Here is an 18,625-nt window from a genome sequence, read left to right as displayed (position 1 = left end):
TTTCCTCCCGTACACCGAATGCAGCACCGATGCTTTCGACGGCACCCCGACAGCAACCAGCCACACGGGCCAGCCGAACGCCTGGCCACGACGAACGTGAAACGAGCGGAGCGTCTCCACCGGCCCGAGCCACATCGCGGCAGCAGCCAGCTCCCCCTCAGCCACGACCGGACGGCGCGATCTCCTCACGCACCCGCACCCGCGACGGCACGAGAACGGCGACCAGCAACCCACCCACCCGCAGCCCGGAAACCGGCCCGCGCCCCCCACCCCTCCCTCGTAGCCAGCCAAAGTTCTGACGCCGACCCGCTCCTCGCGGTGGTGGAGTGACGGCCCGCGGCCCGATCTCTGCTGCGTTCGGTGCGCCCGTTGCGTTCACTGCACCCGCTGCCCCCGGGCCGTGTGCGGCCGGGCGGCTGCGGCCGTCCAACGTGCCTTCGGTCGACAGGGCCCCTAGCGGCTCGGGCCTCTGCTGTGCGAAGTTCTGGACGATCACAGGATCCGGTCTCAGCGGACCGGGGAGCGACACGGGGGGCGTGTGGGATGCAGCCGTTGGGCGTCGGGGATCCGCAGCGGGTGAATCGGTTCCGGCTAGTGGGTGTGCTCGGGTCGGGCGGGATGGGCCGGGTGTTCCTCGGTCGGGCGCCCGACGGGGCCGCCGTGGCGGTGAAGATCGTGCACCCGTACCTGGTGTCGGCCGACCGCGGCGAGTTCCGCGACCGCTTCATCCGCGAGGTGAGTGCGGCGCAGGGTGTGGACGCGGCGTTCACCGCCGCGGTGGTGGCCGCCGACCCGTACGCGGCAATCCCTTGGCTCGCCACCGAGTTCGTTCCGGGGATCCCGCTCGGCGAAGCGGTGACACGGTTCGGCCCACTGCCGGAGGATGCCTTGACGGTGCTCGCCACGGGGCTGTTATCGGCACTCGCCGCCCTGCACGCGACCGGGCTGGTGCACCGGGACATCAAACCGTCCAACATCATGCTGGGTGTCGACGGCCCGAAGGTCATCGACTTCGGCATCGCGCGGCTCGCCGACGCGACCGGCATCACCCGTACCGGCAACACGATCGGCACGCTGGGCTTCATGGCGCCCGAGCAGTTCGAACGCTCCGACGTCGGCAGCGCGGCCGACGTGTTCGCCGCGGGCGCGGTGCTGGCGTACGCGGCGACCGGCCGCCTGCCGTTCTCGGGCGACACCCTCCCGTTGCTGCTGCGCAACCTCTCCACGCAGCCGCCCGACCTCGACGGGGTCCCGAGCACGCTGCTGCCCGTCATCGAAGCCGCCCTGACCAAGGACCCGGACGTGCGCCCGTCCGCCACGGCTGCCCGCGCCCTGGTGCCCGTCCCGCGCACACAGGTGGACCCGGATGCCGGGTGGCTGCCGCCCGCCGTCACGACCGCCATCCTGCGCGCGGCGGCAGACGCCCTCAGCACCCCGGCGGCCGAACCGGCCGACCCCGCCCCGCACTCTACGACCGTAGCGGAAACCCCGGTTACCCCGATCCCGGGCACGGCCGGCTCCGACCCGGTAACCCTTCACGCACCTCGAACGCCGGCTCCACCCGGACCGCTCGTCCCTGACGACCCGGCAGACCCGGACGGCACAGCCCCGGCTTCCGGCAAACCCGCCCTGCGGCCGGACCACAAAGCGGTGCAGGGCGCCGGCTACGTCCTGCTCGGCCTCGCCGTCTACGGAGGCACCGGCTGGTACGCCTGGCACGGCGACCCGCCCCGGGGGATGAACGGGGGGACGTGGTTGCTCTCGATCTTCTTCGGAGGACTTGGCACGTTCGTCGGCCTCGACGACCTCTTCGAAGTCTTCTACCCGGCCAAGGCCGACTCCCCCGGACAGGTCCTCACCGCCCTCGTCCTCGCCGTGGCGGGCTTCGTCGCCTTCGCGCTCGTCGTCGTGTAGCCGACGCCGCTGCAGCGCCCGCCACGTCCGGGCGCCGCACGTGGGGAATCGTGTGAGCAGGTCCGAGGAGCGCCCGAGCGTGGAGTGGGGAAATCCAAAGAGCCTCATCAACAGTTCCAGGGCGAGGTAGCGGGGGGCGCCCCCAGCGGCCTCCCCAGCCTCCCCAGCCCCACCTCCGCATGACGGCGCGCCCTGCCCCCACTTTCCTCCCGTACACCGAACGCGGCACCGATGCTTTCGACGGCACCCCGACAGCAACCAGCCACACGGGCCAGCCGAACGCCTGGCCACGACGAACGTGAAACGAGCGGAGCGTCTCCACCGGCCCGAGCCACATCGCGGCAGCAGCCAGCTCCCCCTCGGCCACAGACGGACGGCGCGATCTCCCCACGCTGCCGCAGCGGCGACGGCAGGAGAACGGCGACCAGCAACCCACCGGCCCGCAGACCGCCAACCCACCCGCGCCCCCCATCCCTCCCCTCGTAGCCAGCAAAAGCTCTGACCTGAGCCACGACGAAACCCGCAGCGGCGTCTCGCCCCTGTCGAGCGCGTACGTACCGGGCTCGCTGGGTCCGGGTACGAGCCGGAACGCGGGCGGAGGCCATCACTCCACCACCGCGACGAGCCAGTTGGCGTCAGAACTTTGGCTGGCTACGAGGGAGGGGTGGGGGGCGCGGGCCGGTCCCCAGTCTGCAGGCTGGCGGGAGGTTGGCCGCCGTACTCGTGCCGTCGCGGATGCGGGCGCGTGAGGAGACCGCGCCGCCCGGCCGTGGCTGAGGGGGAGCTGGCTGCTGCCGCGATGTGGCTGGGGCCGGTGGAGACGCTCCGCTCGTGTCACGTGGGTACGTGGCCGGGCGTCCGGCTGCGGGCCGCCTGTGGTGACCACGGGCGCTGACAACGCTCGACGACAGCGGACCGCCGGACGGCGCACATGGCCATGATCGCGTCGTACTCCGCCTCCGCCCTGCGGCCTCCCAGGCCGTCGCCGGTCACCAATGTCGGCGAACAGCCGCCCGCTTCGCGATGACCAGCTGCACGCCTCGCGATCCATGGATCGGGCGCGACGGAAACGTTCCTTTCGCCAAGGAAGTGGGACAGCAGCGCTGTTCATGGGCTGAACGGGTGAATGTAGGGATTCCTGCGGGTGGTCCTGGGCAGCTCGTAGGCGCGTCGCGTTCGTCTCCCACTGTCGCTGTGACCCTCGGAGGCCGAGATGAGACACCTACGTTGCCTGACCATGGCGGCCGCCGCTCTTCTGGCGGTCGGTTCCACCACGGCCGCCGCGCGAGTGCAGGAGGGCGCGGTACCCGCGCACCAGCGGGCGCGCGTCATGGCCCAGCACACCGTCCACGTCGGCCCGACCGTCGACGTCCCGGCGGGGCAGGCCGTCGTGGCGCCCCCGGCGGTCTGCCCCGCCGGCCAGGTGGCTTCCGGCGGCGGCGGGGAGATCACCGGCGGCTCGGTCTTCCTCACGTGGTCCCGCCCCCGACCCGGCACCTCGGACACCTGGGAGGTGCGGGGCCTCAACACCGGCGGCCCGACGGCGCAGCTCCACGCCGAAGTGGTCTGCACCACGGCGCCGCACGGCAGGGGCACGGCCGACGTCTCCGTGCTCCCGGGCAACGGGGAAGCCGCGATCGCTCCCTGTCCGGCGGGCCAGGTGCCCAGCGGCGGCGGGTACGACGTCACCGGGGACTCGCTCCGCGTCACGGTCGTCGACGTTCAGTCCACCAGCTGGCTCGCGGCGGCCTCCAACACCGGGAGCGACGCGCAGAAGTTGACCTCGTACGCGGTCTGTTCCCCGGCCGCACACTCCCACCCCAGGAGCGGCAGCCTGTCGGTCCCCGCGGGGCAGACCGTGGAGGCGACGGCATCGTGCCCCGCCGGTCAGGTCGTGACCGGTGGTGGCGGCGCCGCCGGGTTCACCACCTTCGTGCGCGCCTCGCTTCCCTCGGGTAACGGTTGGAAGTTCCGGGTGACGAACACCAGCCCCGACCTCTCCGACGTCATGAACGCCGAGGCCGACTGCACCGTCCCCTAGCTACGCGGCACCCGGATCGAGGCCATGACGAGGGCCTGATCGCCTGGTGCGCCGGCTGGGGCCGCCGAGGACCCGGGGTACGCCTCGCCGATCGGGCCTCTCCAGCCTCCCCAGCCCCACCTCCGCATGGGCGGCGCGGCCTGCCCCCACTTTCCTTCCTCACACCAGACCGGGCATCGATGCTTTCGGGGACACTCCGGCAGCAAGCAGCCACGCGGGCCGGCCGAACGCCTGGCCACGACGAACGGGAAACGAGCGGAGTATCTCCACCGGCCCGGGGCCGCCCCCCCCTGTTGATCTTGCTCGTCGTGGCGACCGTACAGTGCAGCTCGTCGATCTTGTAGATCTTGTCTGGTGGGGTTGTGGTGCGTGTTCTCGGCTTGATGCGGGTCCGTAATGGGGGGGCAGGGCCTGGTGGGGGTGTTGGACGGGCTGGCCCGGTGGTGCGACGACATCTACGTGGTGGACGACCGCAGCACTGACGGGACAGCCGAGGTGCTGCGCAGCCATCCGCGGGTGACGAACGTGGTGCACGCCCATCCGAGCCTGCCGGGCGATCCCTGGCTGATACCGGAGTCGGCGGGGCTGGAGCTGCTGTACCGGATGGCGGACTTCTGCCGGCCCGACTGGGTCGTCATGGCCGACGACGACCAGGTCCTCGACGTCGAGGGTGACCTGCGGGCGCGCCTGGCAGCCCTGCCCGGCGAGGTGGCCGGTGTGCGGTGTGCGCTGGTGTCCTCGTGGAACGATCCGCAGTTCCCGCGCATGGTGCCGCTGATGGGGGCGGCGACCAGCATGCGCTGCGCCATCTGGCGGTACCGGCCCGGCTTGAAGGCCGGGTGCAAGCCCTTGCACAACCACCACTGGCCGCTCAACCTCACCGACCACGGGCGCCTGGAGGACGTCGACGGGATACGGTTGGTGCATTCGGGCTGGGACACGTTGGACAAGCGCATCGCCAGGGTGAAGCTCTACCAGCGGCTCGACCCGGACAACGTGCACAACTTCGGCGCCCCCTACGACCGCGCTCTGCTCTTCGGTTACCGCCTGGACGAACTCGACCAGCTCAAAGCCGACTACGCCCGCCGTGCCGCAGCCGAAACCAACGGCACCACGCCGGTGTGAACGGCGTCGTTGTACAGCAGGCGGGCAACCTCACCCAGGCACAGCTCCAGCCGCCAAGGCCGCTCCGGCGCGCCGTTCCCCGCTGGGTGCAGGCTCAGATCGCCCCGCCCGGCAGCGCGGGCCACGCGGGTGATGTCGCCCAGCGTACGCTCGGTGTGCGGATTGCCCGTGACGACCAGGACGTGCGTCCCAGTGGCCGGGGGCAGGTGCGCCAGCCATTCCTCGGCGCAGCTGGCGGTGGTGTGCCGGGGCGGACCCTGAGGCCGGTGGCGGGCGGCGGCGTTCAGCACCGTCAGCTCCAGCCCTTCGGCGGTGGACAGTCGCTCCCACAGGACGGTGCGGGGCGGAATGCCCGCCACCGTGGCCGGACCGGTGGCCGGGTGGCGGGCGGTTGAGACCAGGGCGGGGCCGAAGACGATCAGGGCGGCGGCGATGGCCAGTTCGTACTCGGTGGCGAACGGCCGCTCCCACCGGTTGCCGTCCTGAGGGTCGCGGGCGAGTTCGGCACGTACCCAGGGGTGGCGCAGCAACTGCGGGTCGGCGGCGGCCAGCCGGCCGAGGATGTCCTCCAGGCTCCCGTCGCGCTCCTCCCGCAGCCGCTGGCCGCACCACAACGTGACCGGCCCGAGCCGGCACCCGTGCTCCTCCCGCAGGCGGCGTACCAGGCGCAGCCGGCGCTCGTTGGCCGTCCACAGACCCGCCACGAGAACCGTCTCACCGAACACCGCACCCGCCTCGGGCCCCACCGCCTCCAACAACCCCATCTCACCGACCAGAGCCAGCGCCCGGCCTCTTTGAGCGGGCGTGCAGGGGATGACGGTCCTGCCGTGCTCCGGCGCCATCCAAAGCCTCGCCGCCGCGGCCGCCCGCTCCCCGGCATCCTCGTGCCACGGCACCCCCAGGACACCGAACAAAGCACGCAGGAGGGAACGATGACGCCCTGCGAAAGTCGAAGCAGCCGGTATGCACTCCGGCGAATCAGTGATCACTTAGCCGGAGCGTAGTCCACGCCAAACCGGCCTCGTCCAACGAGCCGGACCCGGGAACGGCCGCCTCCTTCTGCGATCCGCCCTACCCGCCCGGCCCCCACTTCTCACCGTCTTCACCATCACGCGACGGCCGTGCCACGCTGCTGCAGCAGTGACGGCAGGAGAACGGCGACCAACACCCCACCGGCCCGCAGACCGCCAACCCAGGCGCGCCCCTCACACCGGAGTCAAGCGGCTTGCATGAACGGGGACTTCTCGTCTCGTTCCTGCCGGTCCGATGGCGCGCGCAGTTCTCGCTTGCATGACCATGCGGTGATCGTGGGTAGTCCCGGTCCGGCCGGGCACCGGCTCGGCCAACTGTCCGACGGGGCGTCATCACCGAGGTGCGTTCCGTCCGAGCCAGGGGGCAGCATTGACTGAGCAGAACCAGTCCGCATTACAGCCGTGGAACATGCTGGGGCCGCAGCCGCGGCTGGGGATCGTGTCCGCGCCCGATCCGGACGCCCAGTGGGATCTGTCCGGGGGCACGGCGTGGGTGTTCTACGGGAAAGGCCACCGCGGTCTGAAGAGGCCGGTCATCCTCTCGGACGGCTTCGCCACTGGACCGTCGAATCTCAACGAGAGCTGGGACCACCTGGACCGCGCCGGATTCGCGTTCGCCACCACGCTGCGCGAACGCGGCCACGACCTGATCTTCCTCGGCTACGACGAGCGCAGCGCCTCCATCCTGTCGAACGCCGAGGTCGCTGAGGAGTGCATCAAGCGGGCGGTCCGGGAGCGTAGCGGCGATGTGCCGCTGACGGTGGGCGGTTTCAGCATGGGCGGCCTGGTCACCCGCTACGCGCTCGCGAAGATGGAGAGCCGCGGGGAGCGTCACGAGACCGGCCTGTACGTCTCCTTCGACAGCCCGCACCGCGGCGCCTGGGTGCCGATCGCCCTCCAGGGACTGGCCCACCTGCTCCATCCCGCCTTCCCCGGCCTGTCGGACCAGATCAACAGCCCGGCCTCCCGTCAGCTGCTGTTCCAGCACATCGAGACCGTCGACGGCGAACACCGCCAGGACCCACTGCGCAAGCAGTTCCTCGACGCCCTTCGGGAGGTCGGCTGGTGGCCGAGTGCCCCCCGGCTTATCGGTGTCGCCAGCGGCAGCGGAAACGGGGTCGGCAACGGTGCGAAGGCCGGAATCGACGCCATCAAGGTCACCTCCGGCCCGCTCCATGAAACCACCTTGCGGACGCAGACCCTGGGCCCCCGGCAGGAAGTGGCCCGTCTCAAGGTCCAGGACACGGACGTGAGGGTGGTCACCGACAACCTGGCCGAGCTGGACGGCGCGCCCGGCGGCATGCTGGAGAGCTTCGGCATCGCCGGACGCCAGCTGCGGCTCATCGGTGGCGTCGACATCGAGCCCAGCAGCGAGTCGATCTGCTTCGTCCCCTCAGTCAGCGCGGTGGACATCCGCGACCTCGACCGGCAGGAGGACGTCTACGCCGACGTCAACGCGATCAACCCCGAGGAGAGCGGCCTGGACGAGTTCAAGGTCTCGGCCGGCAACGACGCTCACGCCTACGTGAGCGAAGAGCTCGCCCACTGGATCCTGGAACGCCTGCCGCGGTAAGCCTGCCGACAAGCAACACCCGGCGCCTCGCAGGGACCACACGGTTCCCTGCGAGGCCCCCATCAATAGCGGTCGTAGTGCCGCCTCCAGTCCAGGCCCGGTGCCCCGTCGATGCGGGCACCGAACATCCGGCGGCGACGCGGCCGTCGCGGCGCCCCAGCGGCCTCCCCTACCACCCCAGTCCCATCTCCGCATGGGCGGCGCGCCCTGCCCCCACTTTCCTCACTCCCACCGAACGCGGCACCGATGCTTTCGAGGGCACCCCAACAGCAACCAGCCACGCGAGACAGCCGAACGCCCGGCCACCACGAACGTGAAACGAGCGGAGCGTCTCCACCGGCGCCCGCCACATCGCGGCAGCAGCCAGCTCCCCCTCAGCCACGGACGGACGGCGCGATCTCCTCACGCTGCCGCAGCGGCGACGGCAGGAGAACGGCGACCAACACCCCACCGGCCCGCAGCCCGGAAACCGAGGCGCGCCCCCCACCTGTCCCCTCGTAGCCAGCCAACGTTCTGACCCGAGCCAGGACGCACAGGACAGCGGACGACGCGCCTCCGCCCGCGTTCCAGCTCGTACCCGGACCGAGCGAGCCCGGTACGTACGCGCCCGACAGGGGCGAGACGCCACTGCGGGTTTCGTCGTGGCTCAGGTCAGAACTTTTGCTGGCTACGAGGGGAGGGGTGGGGGGCGCGGGCCGGTTGCCGGGCTGCGGGTGGGTGGGAGGTTGGCCGCCGTTCTCGTGCCGTCGCGGATGCGGGCGCGTGAGGAGACCGCGCCGTCCGTCTGTGGCTGAGGGGGAGCTGGCTGCTGCCGCGATGTGGCTTGCGCCGGTGGAGACGCTCCGCTCGTGTCACGTGGGTACGTGGCCGGCCGTCCGGCTGCGGGTCGTTTGTGGTTCAGCACAGTGCGGCGTGAGCCGCATTGCGGTGCTCGGCGAGCTGCGTGTTCGTGCGGCGGGCCGCGGACCAGTCGCGGTGGAGCTCCTGGGCCTGGCGGCGGCCGACCAGGGTCAGGCAGTGGGGGCAGGTCTCGGTCTGGGGCAGCACGATCACGTACGGGCCGGCCGTACCCGGCACGGTGACAGCGGGAACCTGCGCCATGGCGCCCTGGTGGCGGAGGAGTTCCTCTGCCACGCGGCCGAGGCTGCGGGCGAAGGTGATCGCCGACGCGTAGCCGGCCCCGGCGCCCAGCCCCAGCCGGTGCCGCGCCTCCCGTACGGCGATCAGCGCCTCGGTGCGCACCGGGTCGCCCGCCGGACGCTGCCCCGCTGCCGTCTCGACGTCGGCGGCCGTCCTGTCGACGAACACGCGCAGGCGGGCGGTGAGGGTGCGGACCCTTGCGGGGGCGGGGAGCCAGCGTTCGGTGGCGGTGGTTTCGTTAATCAGTTCGGCGATGGTTCGGATATTTGCGGTGTCAGTGCGGATTGCTGCACCGCCGGTGTGGCCGGTGAATGGGAACGGGGGCATGTCGAAGCTCCTGCGTTTCCTGGTGGAGGGGTGACTGAACCACAGTCGCGCAGGAAAATCCCCCGCTGCAACCAGCGCCAAGGAAGTAGGGAAAATTGGCATATGCCTTACCCGGGCATGTGCTCCGTGCCGCCCAACAGGAGCTGTAAGACTGGGCAACTGGGCGCCGTCGGGCGCCAACAGGGGCGCGTCGAAGAGGTACAGGAGCGCGCCGACGGGTACTGCATCAGAAGGGCGCAAGAGTGGCAGCACGACGCGGTCCCACGTTCCGCCGGAGGGAACTGGGCAAGGAACTCCGTCGCCTGCGGGAGCGGCGGGGGTACACCACCAAGGAGGCGGCCGAAGCCATCGAGAGCTCGGACACCAAGCTGAACCGGGTGGAGTCCGGTCACAACCAGCTACCGCGCGTGCGGGACCTGGAGGACCTGCTGGACTTCTACGGCGTCACCGACCGCGCGGACCGCGAGCACGTGCTGGCACTGCACCGCGAGTCGCTCAGCGCCGACTGGTACCGCCCGTACCAGAACTTCCTGCCGTCCGGCCAGTTGCTCTATGCGGGACTCGAGACGGATGCCGTGGCCATGCGCGCCTGGCACCCGCAGGTCGTCTTCGGACTGCTGCAGACGGAGAACTACATGCGCGCCATGTTCACCACGGCCAAGCCGGTCGACGAAAGGACCACCGAGTTCGTCGAGCAGAACGTGGCCATCCGGATGAAGCGCAAGGAGATCATTCTCCGGGAGGATCCGATCGAGCTTCGCGTGATCCTGGACGAAGCGGCGCTGCGCCGCGTGATCGGCAGTCCGGCCGTCATGCGCGAGCAGTACGAGGAAATCGAAAAGCTGGCGGCCCTCGACCACATCACCGTCCAGATCATTCCGCTGAGCCTTCCGACATACCGAGCCAGCGAGAACTTCGTCATGTTGGACTTCGAGCCCGGGTACGACCCGGTGGTCATGCTCGATACCACCGTGATGACGGTGTCCGACAAGCAGCGCGAAATCTGGAAGTACGCCAGGAAGTTCGACGCGATGCGCGAAGGCGCCCTGGCACCGGCGAAGACAGCAGAATTCCTGCACCGACTGGCTAGAGAGATCGATGACTGACATACGCAGGACGGCCCTCGGCATCGCGGGCGAGGAAAGCTGGTTCAAGTCCTCCTACAGCGGCGAGAACTCGGGGGTGGGCTGCGTCTCCATAGCCGTCCTGCCGACACGCGTCGGCATACGCGACTCGAAGGTCAAGAACGGCCCCGCCGTCACCGTCCCCCGCGCCGCCTGGGCGGCGTTCGCCGCCTTCGTCGGCGGTCTCAGGACGCGTTCCACGGCATCGTCGGGAACCACCAGTAGTCGTAGCGGGCCGGGAGGCGGATGCCCCAGTAGACGATCGTGAACGTGCCGAACAGCAGCAGCGTCGTGCCCGTGAACGCCGCCGCGCGGCCCGGCGTGGCGTGGAGCCAGCGGGGGATGCGGCCGTGGGCGGCCAGGGCGAGGACGAGGAAGAGGACGGCCACGACCACGACGTTGCCGAGGGCGATCAGGGCGAACAGCAGGGCGCCGTACAGGGGGTTGTGGGTGTCGGCGGCGTAGGCGAAGGCCTTGCGGAAGAGGGGGTAGGGGCGGCCGATGACGAAGCCGCCTATGAGGGCGCCGATCAGGAGGAGCCGGGTGCGGCTGGTGAGGGGGTCGGGGGTCAGGCCGAGGGCGGAGAGGCCGAGCCAGGCCATGGTCAGGCCGATGAGCGTGAAGACGATGAGGGCCTGCAGGGCGCGCGGGAGTATGCCGTTGCCGCCGGTGGACTGGGAGAGTTGCGGGATGCCGGGGCCTATGGCGGCGCAGATGCCGCCGTAGAGCGCTGCCACGGTGACGGCGGAGGCCGTGACCCACGCCAGTGGGCGTAGCGCGGCCGCCAGGCGGCCGGTGCGGGTGTCGGCCGTGCCGGCCATGGGGGCGAGGGCGCCGAACGCGGCCACGTTGCAGGCGGTGAACGTGCCCGCGAGACCCACGACGAACGCGAAGAGGGCGCCGGCGCCGGTGCCGGGGATGTCGTCCTTGAGGGAGTCGCGGCCCAGGAGGCCGTCGGCCGTGTCCACGCCCAGACCGTCGACGAGTCTGGCCGACCAGAGGACGGCGAGCAGGACGCCCGCCGCGAGGCCCGCGACGGCGCACGCGGTGGTGCGCCGGTCGGTGACGGTGGTGGTGGCGACGGTTCGGGCCATGGTGTCCCCCTCGGTCAGCGGCTGAAGGGCTTGAGGGCGGTGAGGAGTTCCTCCGGTACCGGCGCCGGTTCCATGAGGCCGTCGTCGCCGGTGCGGCGCATGCAGGCGACGGTCTGGTGGCCGCGGGCCACGAGGTCCGGGGGGCTGCCGGCGCGTACGTAGTCGAAGGCCATCTCGATGCGGTTGCCGGCGAGGTGGCGCAGGGACATGTGGATGTCGATCTCGTCGAGTGCGCGGCACTCGCGCAGGTACTCCATGTCGCAGGAGACCGTCACGAGGGTGAGGCCGTGGGCGAAGGCGGCGACCGTGCCGGGGGCGTGGTCGGCCAGGAAGGCTTCGCGGCAGTGGCCCTGCCAGCGCACGTAGTGGGCGAAGTAGACGTTGCCGGCGAGGTTGGTCTCCTCGAACGGCACGCGGTGGCGGTGGACGTAGGTGCGCCGGTCGGGCGTCATGCGCGGCCCCCGGCGACCCGTACGCGGACGGACGGCGGTACGCGGACGGGCGGCGCGCTGCCGACCGCCACCGCGACCGGGGAGGGCAGGCCGGTGACGCGGACGACGACGGTGGCGACGGTCAGGTCGCCGGCGCGCAGCAGGATCCAGCCGTCGGCGGTGACGCGCTCCACGCGCAGGGGCGCGTCCGGGCGGGCGCCGAGGGCGAGGAGGGTCTGGCGGCAGGTGAGCAGGCGGGCGTACCCGTGGCCGGGCTCGCTGCCCGTCGCCCGGTCCGCCTCGTCGGCGACGGCGGCCGCGCGGGGGCCGAGCAGGGCGCGCCAGCGCTCGGGGAGCGTGCCGGGCACGGGGGCCCAGTCCACGGCCACGGGCCGGCCGGCGAGGGCGACGAGGGCGCGGTCGCCGAGGTGGGCGGCGCTGCGGAAGCCGTCCGCGGCGGCGGGCGGGCCGTCGGCCGCGGCGCCGGCGGCGAGGTCGGCGCGGGCGTCGGGCAGCAGGTGGTCGAGGCTGCGGGTGAGGTACGGGCCGAGGAGTTCGGTGGGCCAGGGCGCGCCGGTGGGCCGAGGCAGGGGGCCCACGTCCTTCAGGCGCAGGCCGTGCCAGGTCTCCAGGACGGTGCCGGTGGTGTCCTCGACGCGTACGTCGTAGCGGTAGCCGTCGGCGTCGTGCGCCGTCTCGTGGGCGTGCACGAGCAGGGTGCCTTCCGCGGGTGCCGGGGCGTGGAACCGCACGGCGTCCACGCCCACCGGCAGCACGCGCCGGTGCGGCACGCAGCCCTGCAGCACGTGCACGTACGCGTCGCGCAGCGCCGCGTCGCCGAGGAGCAGGTGCGGGCTGTGGAAGCCGCCGAACCACTCCCCCGCGCCGCCCGCCGCCACCTCGGCCACGCAGCTGCGGCCGCTGAGGTGCCGGTAGCGCACCAGGCGGCGGAAGCGGGGGCCGTGGAAGAACAGGTCGCCGTAGTGCGGTGAGCGGGAGGGGTCCGCGCGGCCGGGGGGCGGTGCGGGTACGCGGGCGGGTTCGGCGCCGGTGCGGTGGACGGCGCGGAAGTGGTCGGCCGCGAAACCGGTCTCGTCGCTGCGCACGACAGTGACCACGGTGCCGTCGTCGTGGCGCAGGGCGGCGACGCGGACGGTGCGGGAGCCGTCCAGGGGGACGGTGACGGGCCGTTCGAAGGCCACCTCGGTGACGGAGAGGACGGTGTCGTGCCCGGTCACGGCGGCCGCCGCCTGGGCCATGGCCTCCAGGCCCACGACAGCCGGCAGCAGCGGTACGCCGTCGAGGGCGTGGTCGGCCAGGTACGGGTCGCTGCCCAGGCCCACGTGGGCCTCGGCCACGACCTCCACGCCGGGCTGGTGGACCAGCGGCCGCTCCAGGAAGCGCAGCAACGGCAGGGACTCGTCGGCGTACCGCAGGGTCGGGGTGCGCGGCAGGCGTCCGGCCACCATCACGGTCGTGGGCAGGTCACCGGCTGCCAGGAGCTGCAGGAGGACGCGGGTGCCGGCCGCGACCGGGATCGGCGCCACGCCCTGCCGGCGCAGCGCCTCCACGGCGCCCAGGCGGTGGGCCATGCCCGTGCCCTCCCATTGCGACCATTCCACGCTCAGGCAGCGGCAGTGGGGCAGGGCGGCCGCCAGTTCCTCGGTGCGGTGGCGCAGCCGGTCGTTGGCCAGGGCGTAGTGCGCCTCCCCCGGCAGACCGATGCGGGCGATCACGGAACCGTACGTCACCAGCAGGCGCAGCCGCTGCGGATCGACGGCGGCGAGGACGGACTCCAGGCCGTCGCACTTGGGCGCGAGCGCGGCGCGCAGGCGGGCGGGGGTGAGGTCCTCGATCCGGGCCGGGTCGTTGCGGCCCGCGCAGTGCAGGACGGCGGTGACGGGGCCGGTCCCGGCGACGGTGGCCGCGACGGCGCGGCGCACCGCGTCCGGGTCGGTCACGTCGGCGGCCGCGTAGCGGGCGGTGAGCCCCTCGGCGGCGAACCGGCGCAGGACGGCGGCCACTTCCGCGTCCGCGGCCGGGTCGGAACGTCCCAGCAGGACGCACCGCACGCCGGTCGCCCGGGCGAGGACCAGCGCCGACTCGGCACCGATGCCCTTGGCACCGCCGGTGACCAGGCACACGTCGGCGGGACCGAGCGGTACGGCGGCGGCGTCGGGCGGCGGGAGGGGGTGGTACGCGGTCACGGGCACGTGGCGGCGGCCGTCGTCGTCGTACACGACCTCCGCGTAGCCGCGGATGCCGCGAGCCGCCTCGGCGGCGGCCAGGTCCAGCCCGTCGGGGTGCGGCGGCACGTCGACGACCAGACAGTCGAGGCCCGGGCGTTCGGCGGCGACGGAACGGGCCAGGGCGGGGCCGGGGCCGCGGCGATGGAGGACGAGCAGCGGGCCTTGGGCGCGGGCCGCTGTCCGGAGGGCGGCCAGCCAGGTGTCGTCGCCCCCGCCGGGCGGCAGGGCGACCACCGTGGCGCGCGGGCCCTCGCCGCCTGCGGGGAACGCCTTGCGGACGGCCGGGGCGAGGGGGTGCTGCTCGGGGAGGTGGTACGCCCAGTCGTACGTGACCGGGGCCGCGGGGGCCCCGGGTGGGGCGGGACGGGGGGCCAGGTGGTGGGTGTAGGCCCGCACCCACGGGCCGCCGGCCCCGTCGGGGGTGCGGTCGTCGTTCGCGGCGGCGGCTGCGGGCAGCGCCTCCAGGTACGCGGCGAGATCGGCCACGGTAGCGCCGGCCAGGGCGCTGGTGTCGGTGGGGGCGGCGCGGCCGAGGGCCTGGGCGGCTTCGGCGGCGATTTGGGCGATGCGGAGGGAATTGATGTGGAGGTGGGTGAGGAGGAGGTCGTCGTCGTGGATGGTGTCGGGGGCGAGTTCGAGGGTGGTGGCAAGGAGGTGGCGGAGGGTGCGGGTCGTGGGGGTAGGCGTGGGGGTTGGGTGCGGGCCGGTGGTGGGGGCGCCTGCGGCGGGCTGGCCCCAGCCCCGCCCTTTCACCGTTTCCCGGGGGCTCCGCCCCCGGACCCCCTTTCGGGGCTCCGCCCCGGACCCCGCTTGGGGCTGCGCCCCCGGCCCCGCTTGGGGCTCCGCCCCGGGCCCCTCCGGGGGCGTCGCCCCCGGAGGGTCGGCGTTCGCCTCGCACGGGTTCGTCAGGAAGCTGCGGGGGCGCGTCAGGTCCATGGGGCGGGTGAAGCGGGTCTTCGTCCACAGCAACGGGCTCGCCCCGCACGCCGCGAACAGGGCTGCCGTGGTCGTTGCCAGGTCTCTCGGCGTGCCCGTCGTCGTGTCCAGGGTCAGGGTCGGCAGGGTTGTCGTCGTGCGGGCCAGGGGGGTCAGGGTGGTGCCCGGGCCCACTTCGAGGAGGATGTCGACCCGGGTGGCCAGTTCTCGTACCGCTTCCGCGAAGCGGACGGGGGTCAGGGTTTGTTCGGTCAGGTGGGTCGCGAGGTTGGTGTCGGGGGGCAGGGGTGCGCCCGTCACCGTGGAGATGACCGTTCCGGTCAGGGGGGTGCGCAGGTCGGCCCGGGCGAAGCAGTCCGCCAGGGCCGCAAGGGCCGGGCGCATCGCGGGTGAGTGGAATGCGTGGGAGACGGCCAGGGGGGCCACGGGGATGCCGCCGTGGCGGTCGGCTTCCTCGCGGAAGCGGGACAGGGCGGGGCGTGGGCCGGCCACCGTCACGCGTTGGGGGCCGTTGACGGCGGCGATCACCGCTCCCGTGCCGCGCAGGAGCAGCTCCGCCGTGTCCGGGTCGGTGCCGACCGCGAGCATGCCGCCGCCGCTTTCGCCGTAGCGGGCCATGAGGGAGCCGCGGGTGCGGGCGAGGGCGACGGCTGCGGCGGGGTCGAGGGCGCCGGCCCAGCACAGGGCGGTGAGTTCGCCGAGGCTGTGGCCGACCGCGGCGGTGGCGCGGACGCCCAGGTGTTCGAGGTAGCGCAGGCCGGTGAGGGAGGCGGCGACGACGGCCGGCTGGACGACGGCGGTGTCGGCGGTTCCGTGGCCGGGCTGCGGGTCGGGGACTTCCGCGTGGAGGTCGTCGCCGTCGACCAGGCGGGCCAGGAGGGGGCTCGCGGTGCGGTGGCCGGGGATGCCCTGGCCGGGGAGGAGGAGGCCCAGTCCCAGGGCCGGTCCGGTGCCGATGCACACGCCGCTCTTCAGGTCCGGGCGGGCTTCCCCGGCGAGCGACCGGGCGGCTGTCCGCAGGCGGGTGGCGAGTTCGGCGGGGGTGGCGGCGACGACGGCGACGCGCAGGGGCGCGGTGGGGTCGGCGTGGCGGGCGAGTTCGGTGGCGGTGTCGGTGAGTTCGGCCTCGGAGAGGGTGGCGGCGAGAGTGGCGAGGTGGGTGAGGCGTGCGGTGAGTTCGGCCGGGTCGTGGCCACTGAGGGGGAGGATCTCGCAGCCCGGGTCCGCGGGGTGCGGCCAGGGGAGGGCGACGGAGGTGTCCGTACCGGAGAGGACGACGTGGGCGTTGATGCCGCCGAATCCCGAGGAGTTGACGCAGGCGCGGCGGGGCAGGGCGGTGGGCCAGGGTTCGGGGGCGGCGAGGGCCTCGACGACGGGGTCGGGGCCGGTGAGGAGTTCGTGCGGGTCCTCGCAGCCGGTGGTGGGGGGCAGCATGCCGTGGTGGACGGCGAGGACGGCCTTGAGGAGTCCGGCGATGCCGGCCGCGGCCTTGGTGTGGCCGATGTTGGCCTTGATGCTGCCGAGGGCGGCGGGGCGGGCGCGGCGTGCGTCGCCGGCGCGCAGGGCGGCGTCGAGGACGGCGAGTTCGACGCGGTCGCCGACGGCGGTGCCGGTGCCGTGGCCCTCGACGAGGCCGACGGTGCCGGGCGGGTGGCCGGCGCGCTGCCAGGCGCGGTGCAGGGCGAGGGCCTGGCCGGTGCGTTCGGGACGGGTGAGGCCGCCGTGGCCGTCGGAGGAGGTGCCCCAGCCGTCGATGCGGGCGTACGGTCGCAGGCCCAGCTGCTCGGCGGTCTCCTCGCGGGCGAGGACGACGATGCCGCAGCCCTCGCCGGGCAGGAAGCCGGTGGGGCGGCGGTCGTAGATGCGCATGGGGCCGTCGGCGAGGGCTCCGAGGCGGGAGAAGCCGACGAGTTCGAAGGGGTCGAGGCTGAGGTCGACGCCGCCGGCGAGGGCGATGTCGAGGTCGCCCTGGGCGAGGAGGGTGCAGGCGGTGCCGACGGCGACGAGGGAGGAGGCGCAGGCGGCGTCGACGGTGTGGCCGGTGCCGTGGAAGCCGAAGTGGTTGCAGATGCGGCCGCTGATGGTGTTGGCGAGGCTGCCGGCGAGGGTCTCGTCGCCGGGTTCGGGGAAGGGCTGTTTGTAGGCGGCTTCGAGATCGCGGAGGACGGCGCGGCGCTCGCCGGGGGCGGTGCCGTGGTCGGCGAGGACGCGTTCGACGGTGCGGCGGACGTAGGGCCAGCGCAGCCGCAGTTGCCCGGTGCGGGAGAACTCGCCGGTGAGGGAGTTGCCGAGGACGACGCCCACCCGGCCGGGGTCGAGGCCCTCGCCGCCGGGCGCGCCGGCGTCGCGCAGGGCGGCCGCGGCGACGTCGAGGGCGAGCCAGTGGGCGGGGTCGGCGGCACGGTGGGTGCTGCCGGGGACGCGGAAGGCGGCGCGGTCGAAGGCCCAGCCTTCGAGGACGGCGGCGCGCTCCAGGGTGATGCCGTCGGGGCCGCCGCCGGCGTACTCGGTCAGGGGCAGCCGTCCGGGCGGCAGGCGGCGGAAGGCGCGCCGGCCGGCGAGCACGGTCTGCCACAGGGCCTGCGGGTCGTCGGCGTCGGGGTAGCGGCAGCCCAGGCCGACGACGGCGACGCGGCATGTCACGGGGCCTCCCCGGCGGTACGGACGACGGTGGTGGTGCGGCGCAGGCGCTCCAGCAGGGGCCGGGTGGCGGGCAGAGTGATCAGTGCCAGCCAGCGCACGGCGCACACGATGCCGAGGGCGAAGAAGAGCCCGAAGGTGATGTGCAGGGCCATCAGCGCCCCGTACGCGGCGGCGATGCCCAGGCCGAAGGCGACCTGCCGGCGGGGGGCGAAGGGGGTCGTCCCCGGGTCGCTGATCATGTAGTTGGTGTAGAGGACGAAGGCGACGCCGGTCATCGGGCCGAGCGCGCCGAGGATCCAGGTGTCGGTCAGCAGGGAGCGGATCACTGCCTGCAGGGCGAAGCCGCCGACCCAGCCCAGCAGCAGCGGCATCTTGAGCGTCAGCTTGGCGTTGAGCAGCGTGCCGGCGCCGAGCACGGCGAGCGGGATGATCCAGCGCAGCGGGCCGGGCGGGTACTCGGTGAACTCGTACGGCGGGGCGATGCCCACCCAGTCGTACAGCAACAGGGTCACGACGATGCCGGTGTTGGACGGGTTGAGGACGTGCTGGCTCTTGCCGCGCACGCGGGCCCGCACCACGTACTTCGAGGCGATGCCGACGGCGGCGGCGAACGCGTAGGGCGCCAGCCGGTCGTTCGCGAAGAGCAGCATCGAGCAGGCCAGCCCGGTGATGTGGGCGGGCAGCATGAAGTCCAGCACCTGCCCGAACGGGCCGAGGTAGCGGGGGCGGCGCCGGTGGACGGCGGCGTCCGTGGTCTCCAGCAGCAGCTCGGTGGCGTACGCGGTGCCCACGGCGACGAAGGGCGTGGCCCACGCCTGCTCGAAGCCCAGCCAGGTCAGGCCCAGGACGTTGAGGACGGTGATCGACAGCGCGAAGCGGCGCAGGGCCTTGCTGCGGCGCTGCTGCGGGGTGAGCCCGGCGGGCGCCGCGGGGACGGGCGTGGTGGGGGCGGGGGAAGCGGGGACGGTGGTCGTCACGGGAGCACCTCTTCGCGTGG

At 73.1% G+C, this 18,625-nt stretch carries 12 protein-coding genes; 6 read left to right on the top strand and 6 right to left on the bottom strand.

Annotated elements, in window-relative coordinates; all coding sequences use genetic code 11:
• Positions 1-543: 543 nt before the first annotated feature.
• The 3 genes from ABD361_RS15180 to ABD361_RS15170 all read left to right on the top strand — a co-directional run bounded on the left by ABD361_RS15180 (position 544) and on the right by ABD361_RS15170 (position 5,080).
• Positions 544-1,914 carry a protein kinase domain-containing protein gene (locus ABD361_RS15180; protein WP_344435771.1) on the top strand — a complete coding sequence of 457 codons (1,371 nt, stop codon included), beginning with the start codon at positions 544-546 and terminating at the stop codon, positions 1,912-1,914.
• A 1,213-nt stretch (positions 1,915-3,127) separates the two neighbouring features.
• Entirely contained in the window at positions 3,128-3,955 is an 828-nt protein-coding gene (locus ABD361_RS15175; RefSeq protein WP_344435769.1) for a hypothetical protein, read from the top strand.
• A gap of 414 nt (positions 3,956-4,369) precedes the next feature.
• Complete coding sequence (locus ABD361_RS15170) at positions 4,370-5,080, top strand: glycosyltransferase family 2 protein (protein WP_344435768.1); 711 nt, start codon at positions 4,370-4,372, stop codon at positions 5,078-5,080.
• Here ABD361_RS15170 and ABD361_RS15165 read toward each other — a convergent pair.
• Entirely contained in the window at positions 5,032-5,844 is an 813-nt protein-coding gene (locus ABD361_RS15165) for a hypothetical protein (protein ID WP_344435767.1), read from the bottom strand. The two genes, ABD361_RS15170 and ABD361_RS15165, sit on opposite strands and share 49 nt — an antisense overlap.
• Before the next feature lie 637 nt (positions 5,845-6,481).
• On the opposite strand from ABD361_RS15165, the gene ABD361_RS15160 reads away from it, so the two are divergent.
• Positions 6,482-7,684 (top strand): alpha/beta hydrolase, encoded by a 1,203-nt coding sequence (locus ABD361_RS15160; protein ID WP_344435765.1) that lies wholly within the window; start codon positions 6,482-6,484, stop codon positions 7,682-7,684.
• 897 nt (positions 7,685-8,581) lie between these two features.
• Here the strand turns inward: ABD361_RS15160 and ABD361_RS15155 are convergent.
• Positions 8,582-9,151 carry a DUF6415 family natural product biosynthesis protein gene (locus ABD361_RS15155; RefSeq protein ID WP_344435763.1) on the bottom strand — a complete coding sequence of 190 codons (570 nt, stop codon included), beginning with the start codon at positions 9,149-9,151 and terminating at the stop codon, positions 8,582-8,584.
• A 242-nt stretch (positions 9,152-9,393) separates the two neighbouring features.
• Between ABD361_RS15155 and ABD361_RS15150 the strand changes: the two genes are divergently transcribed.
• Positions 9,394-10,257: a helix-turn-helix domain-containing protein gene (locus ABD361_RS15150; RefSeq protein WP_344435761.1), complete on the top strand. Its 864-nt coding sequence runs from the start codon at positions 9,394-9,396 to the stop codon at positions 10,255-10,257.
• On the top strand, positions 10,250-10,543 hold the full coding sequence (locus tag ABD361_RS15145) for a DUF397 domain-containing protein (protein ID WP_344435760.1): 294 nt from the start codon (positions 10,250-10,252) through the stop codon (positions 10,541-10,543). Before ABD361_RS15150 ends, ABD361_RS15145 begins: the two co-directional genes overlap by 8 nt.
• Here ABD361_RS15145 and ABD361_RS15140 read toward each other — a convergent pair.
• From ABD361_RS15140 to ABD361_RS15125, 4 genes are read right to left on the bottom strand one after another with little or no spacing between them, the layout of a single operon-like run.
• Positions 10,461-11,369 (bottom strand): hypothetical protein, encoded by a 909-nt coding sequence (locus ABD361_RS15140; protein WP_344435759.1) that lies wholly within the window; start codon positions 11,367-11,369, stop codon positions 10,461-10,463. The genes ABD361_RS15145 and ABD361_RS15140 overlap by 83 nt on opposite strands.
• Positions 11,370-11,383: 14 nt before the next feature.
• Positions 11,384-11,821: an acyl-CoA thioesterase gene (locus tag ABD361_RS15135; protein ID WP_344435758.1), complete on the bottom strand. Its 438-nt coding sequence runs from the start codon at positions 11,819-11,821 to the stop codon at positions 11,384-11,386.
• A complete protein-coding gene (locus ABD361_RS15130) occupies positions 11,818-17,628 on the bottom strand; it encodes a polyketide synthase family protein (RefSeq protein WP_344435756.1) in 5,811 nt (1,936 codons plus the stop codon). Before ABD361_RS15130 ends, ABD361_RS15135 begins: the two co-directional genes overlap by 4 nt.
• Complete coding sequence (locus ABD361_RS15125) at positions 17,625-18,605, bottom strand: enediyne biosynthesis protein UnbU (protein WP_344435754.1); 981 nt, start codon at positions 18,603-18,605, stop codon at positions 17,625-17,627. The genes ABD361_RS15130 and ABD361_RS15125 overlap by 4 nt, the downstream gene beginning before the upstream one ends.
• Positions 18,606-18,625: the final 20 nt, after the last annotated feature.

Origin of the sequence: Streptomyces luteosporeus, assembly GCF_039532865.1 — a bacterium.
GTDB lineage: Bacteria > Actinomycetota > Actinomycetes > Streptomycetales > Streptomycetaceae > Streptomyces > Streptomyces luteosporeus.
Note: the sequence above shows the minus strand (reverse complement) of the source record. Positions and strands in the feature narration are given on the sequence as shown.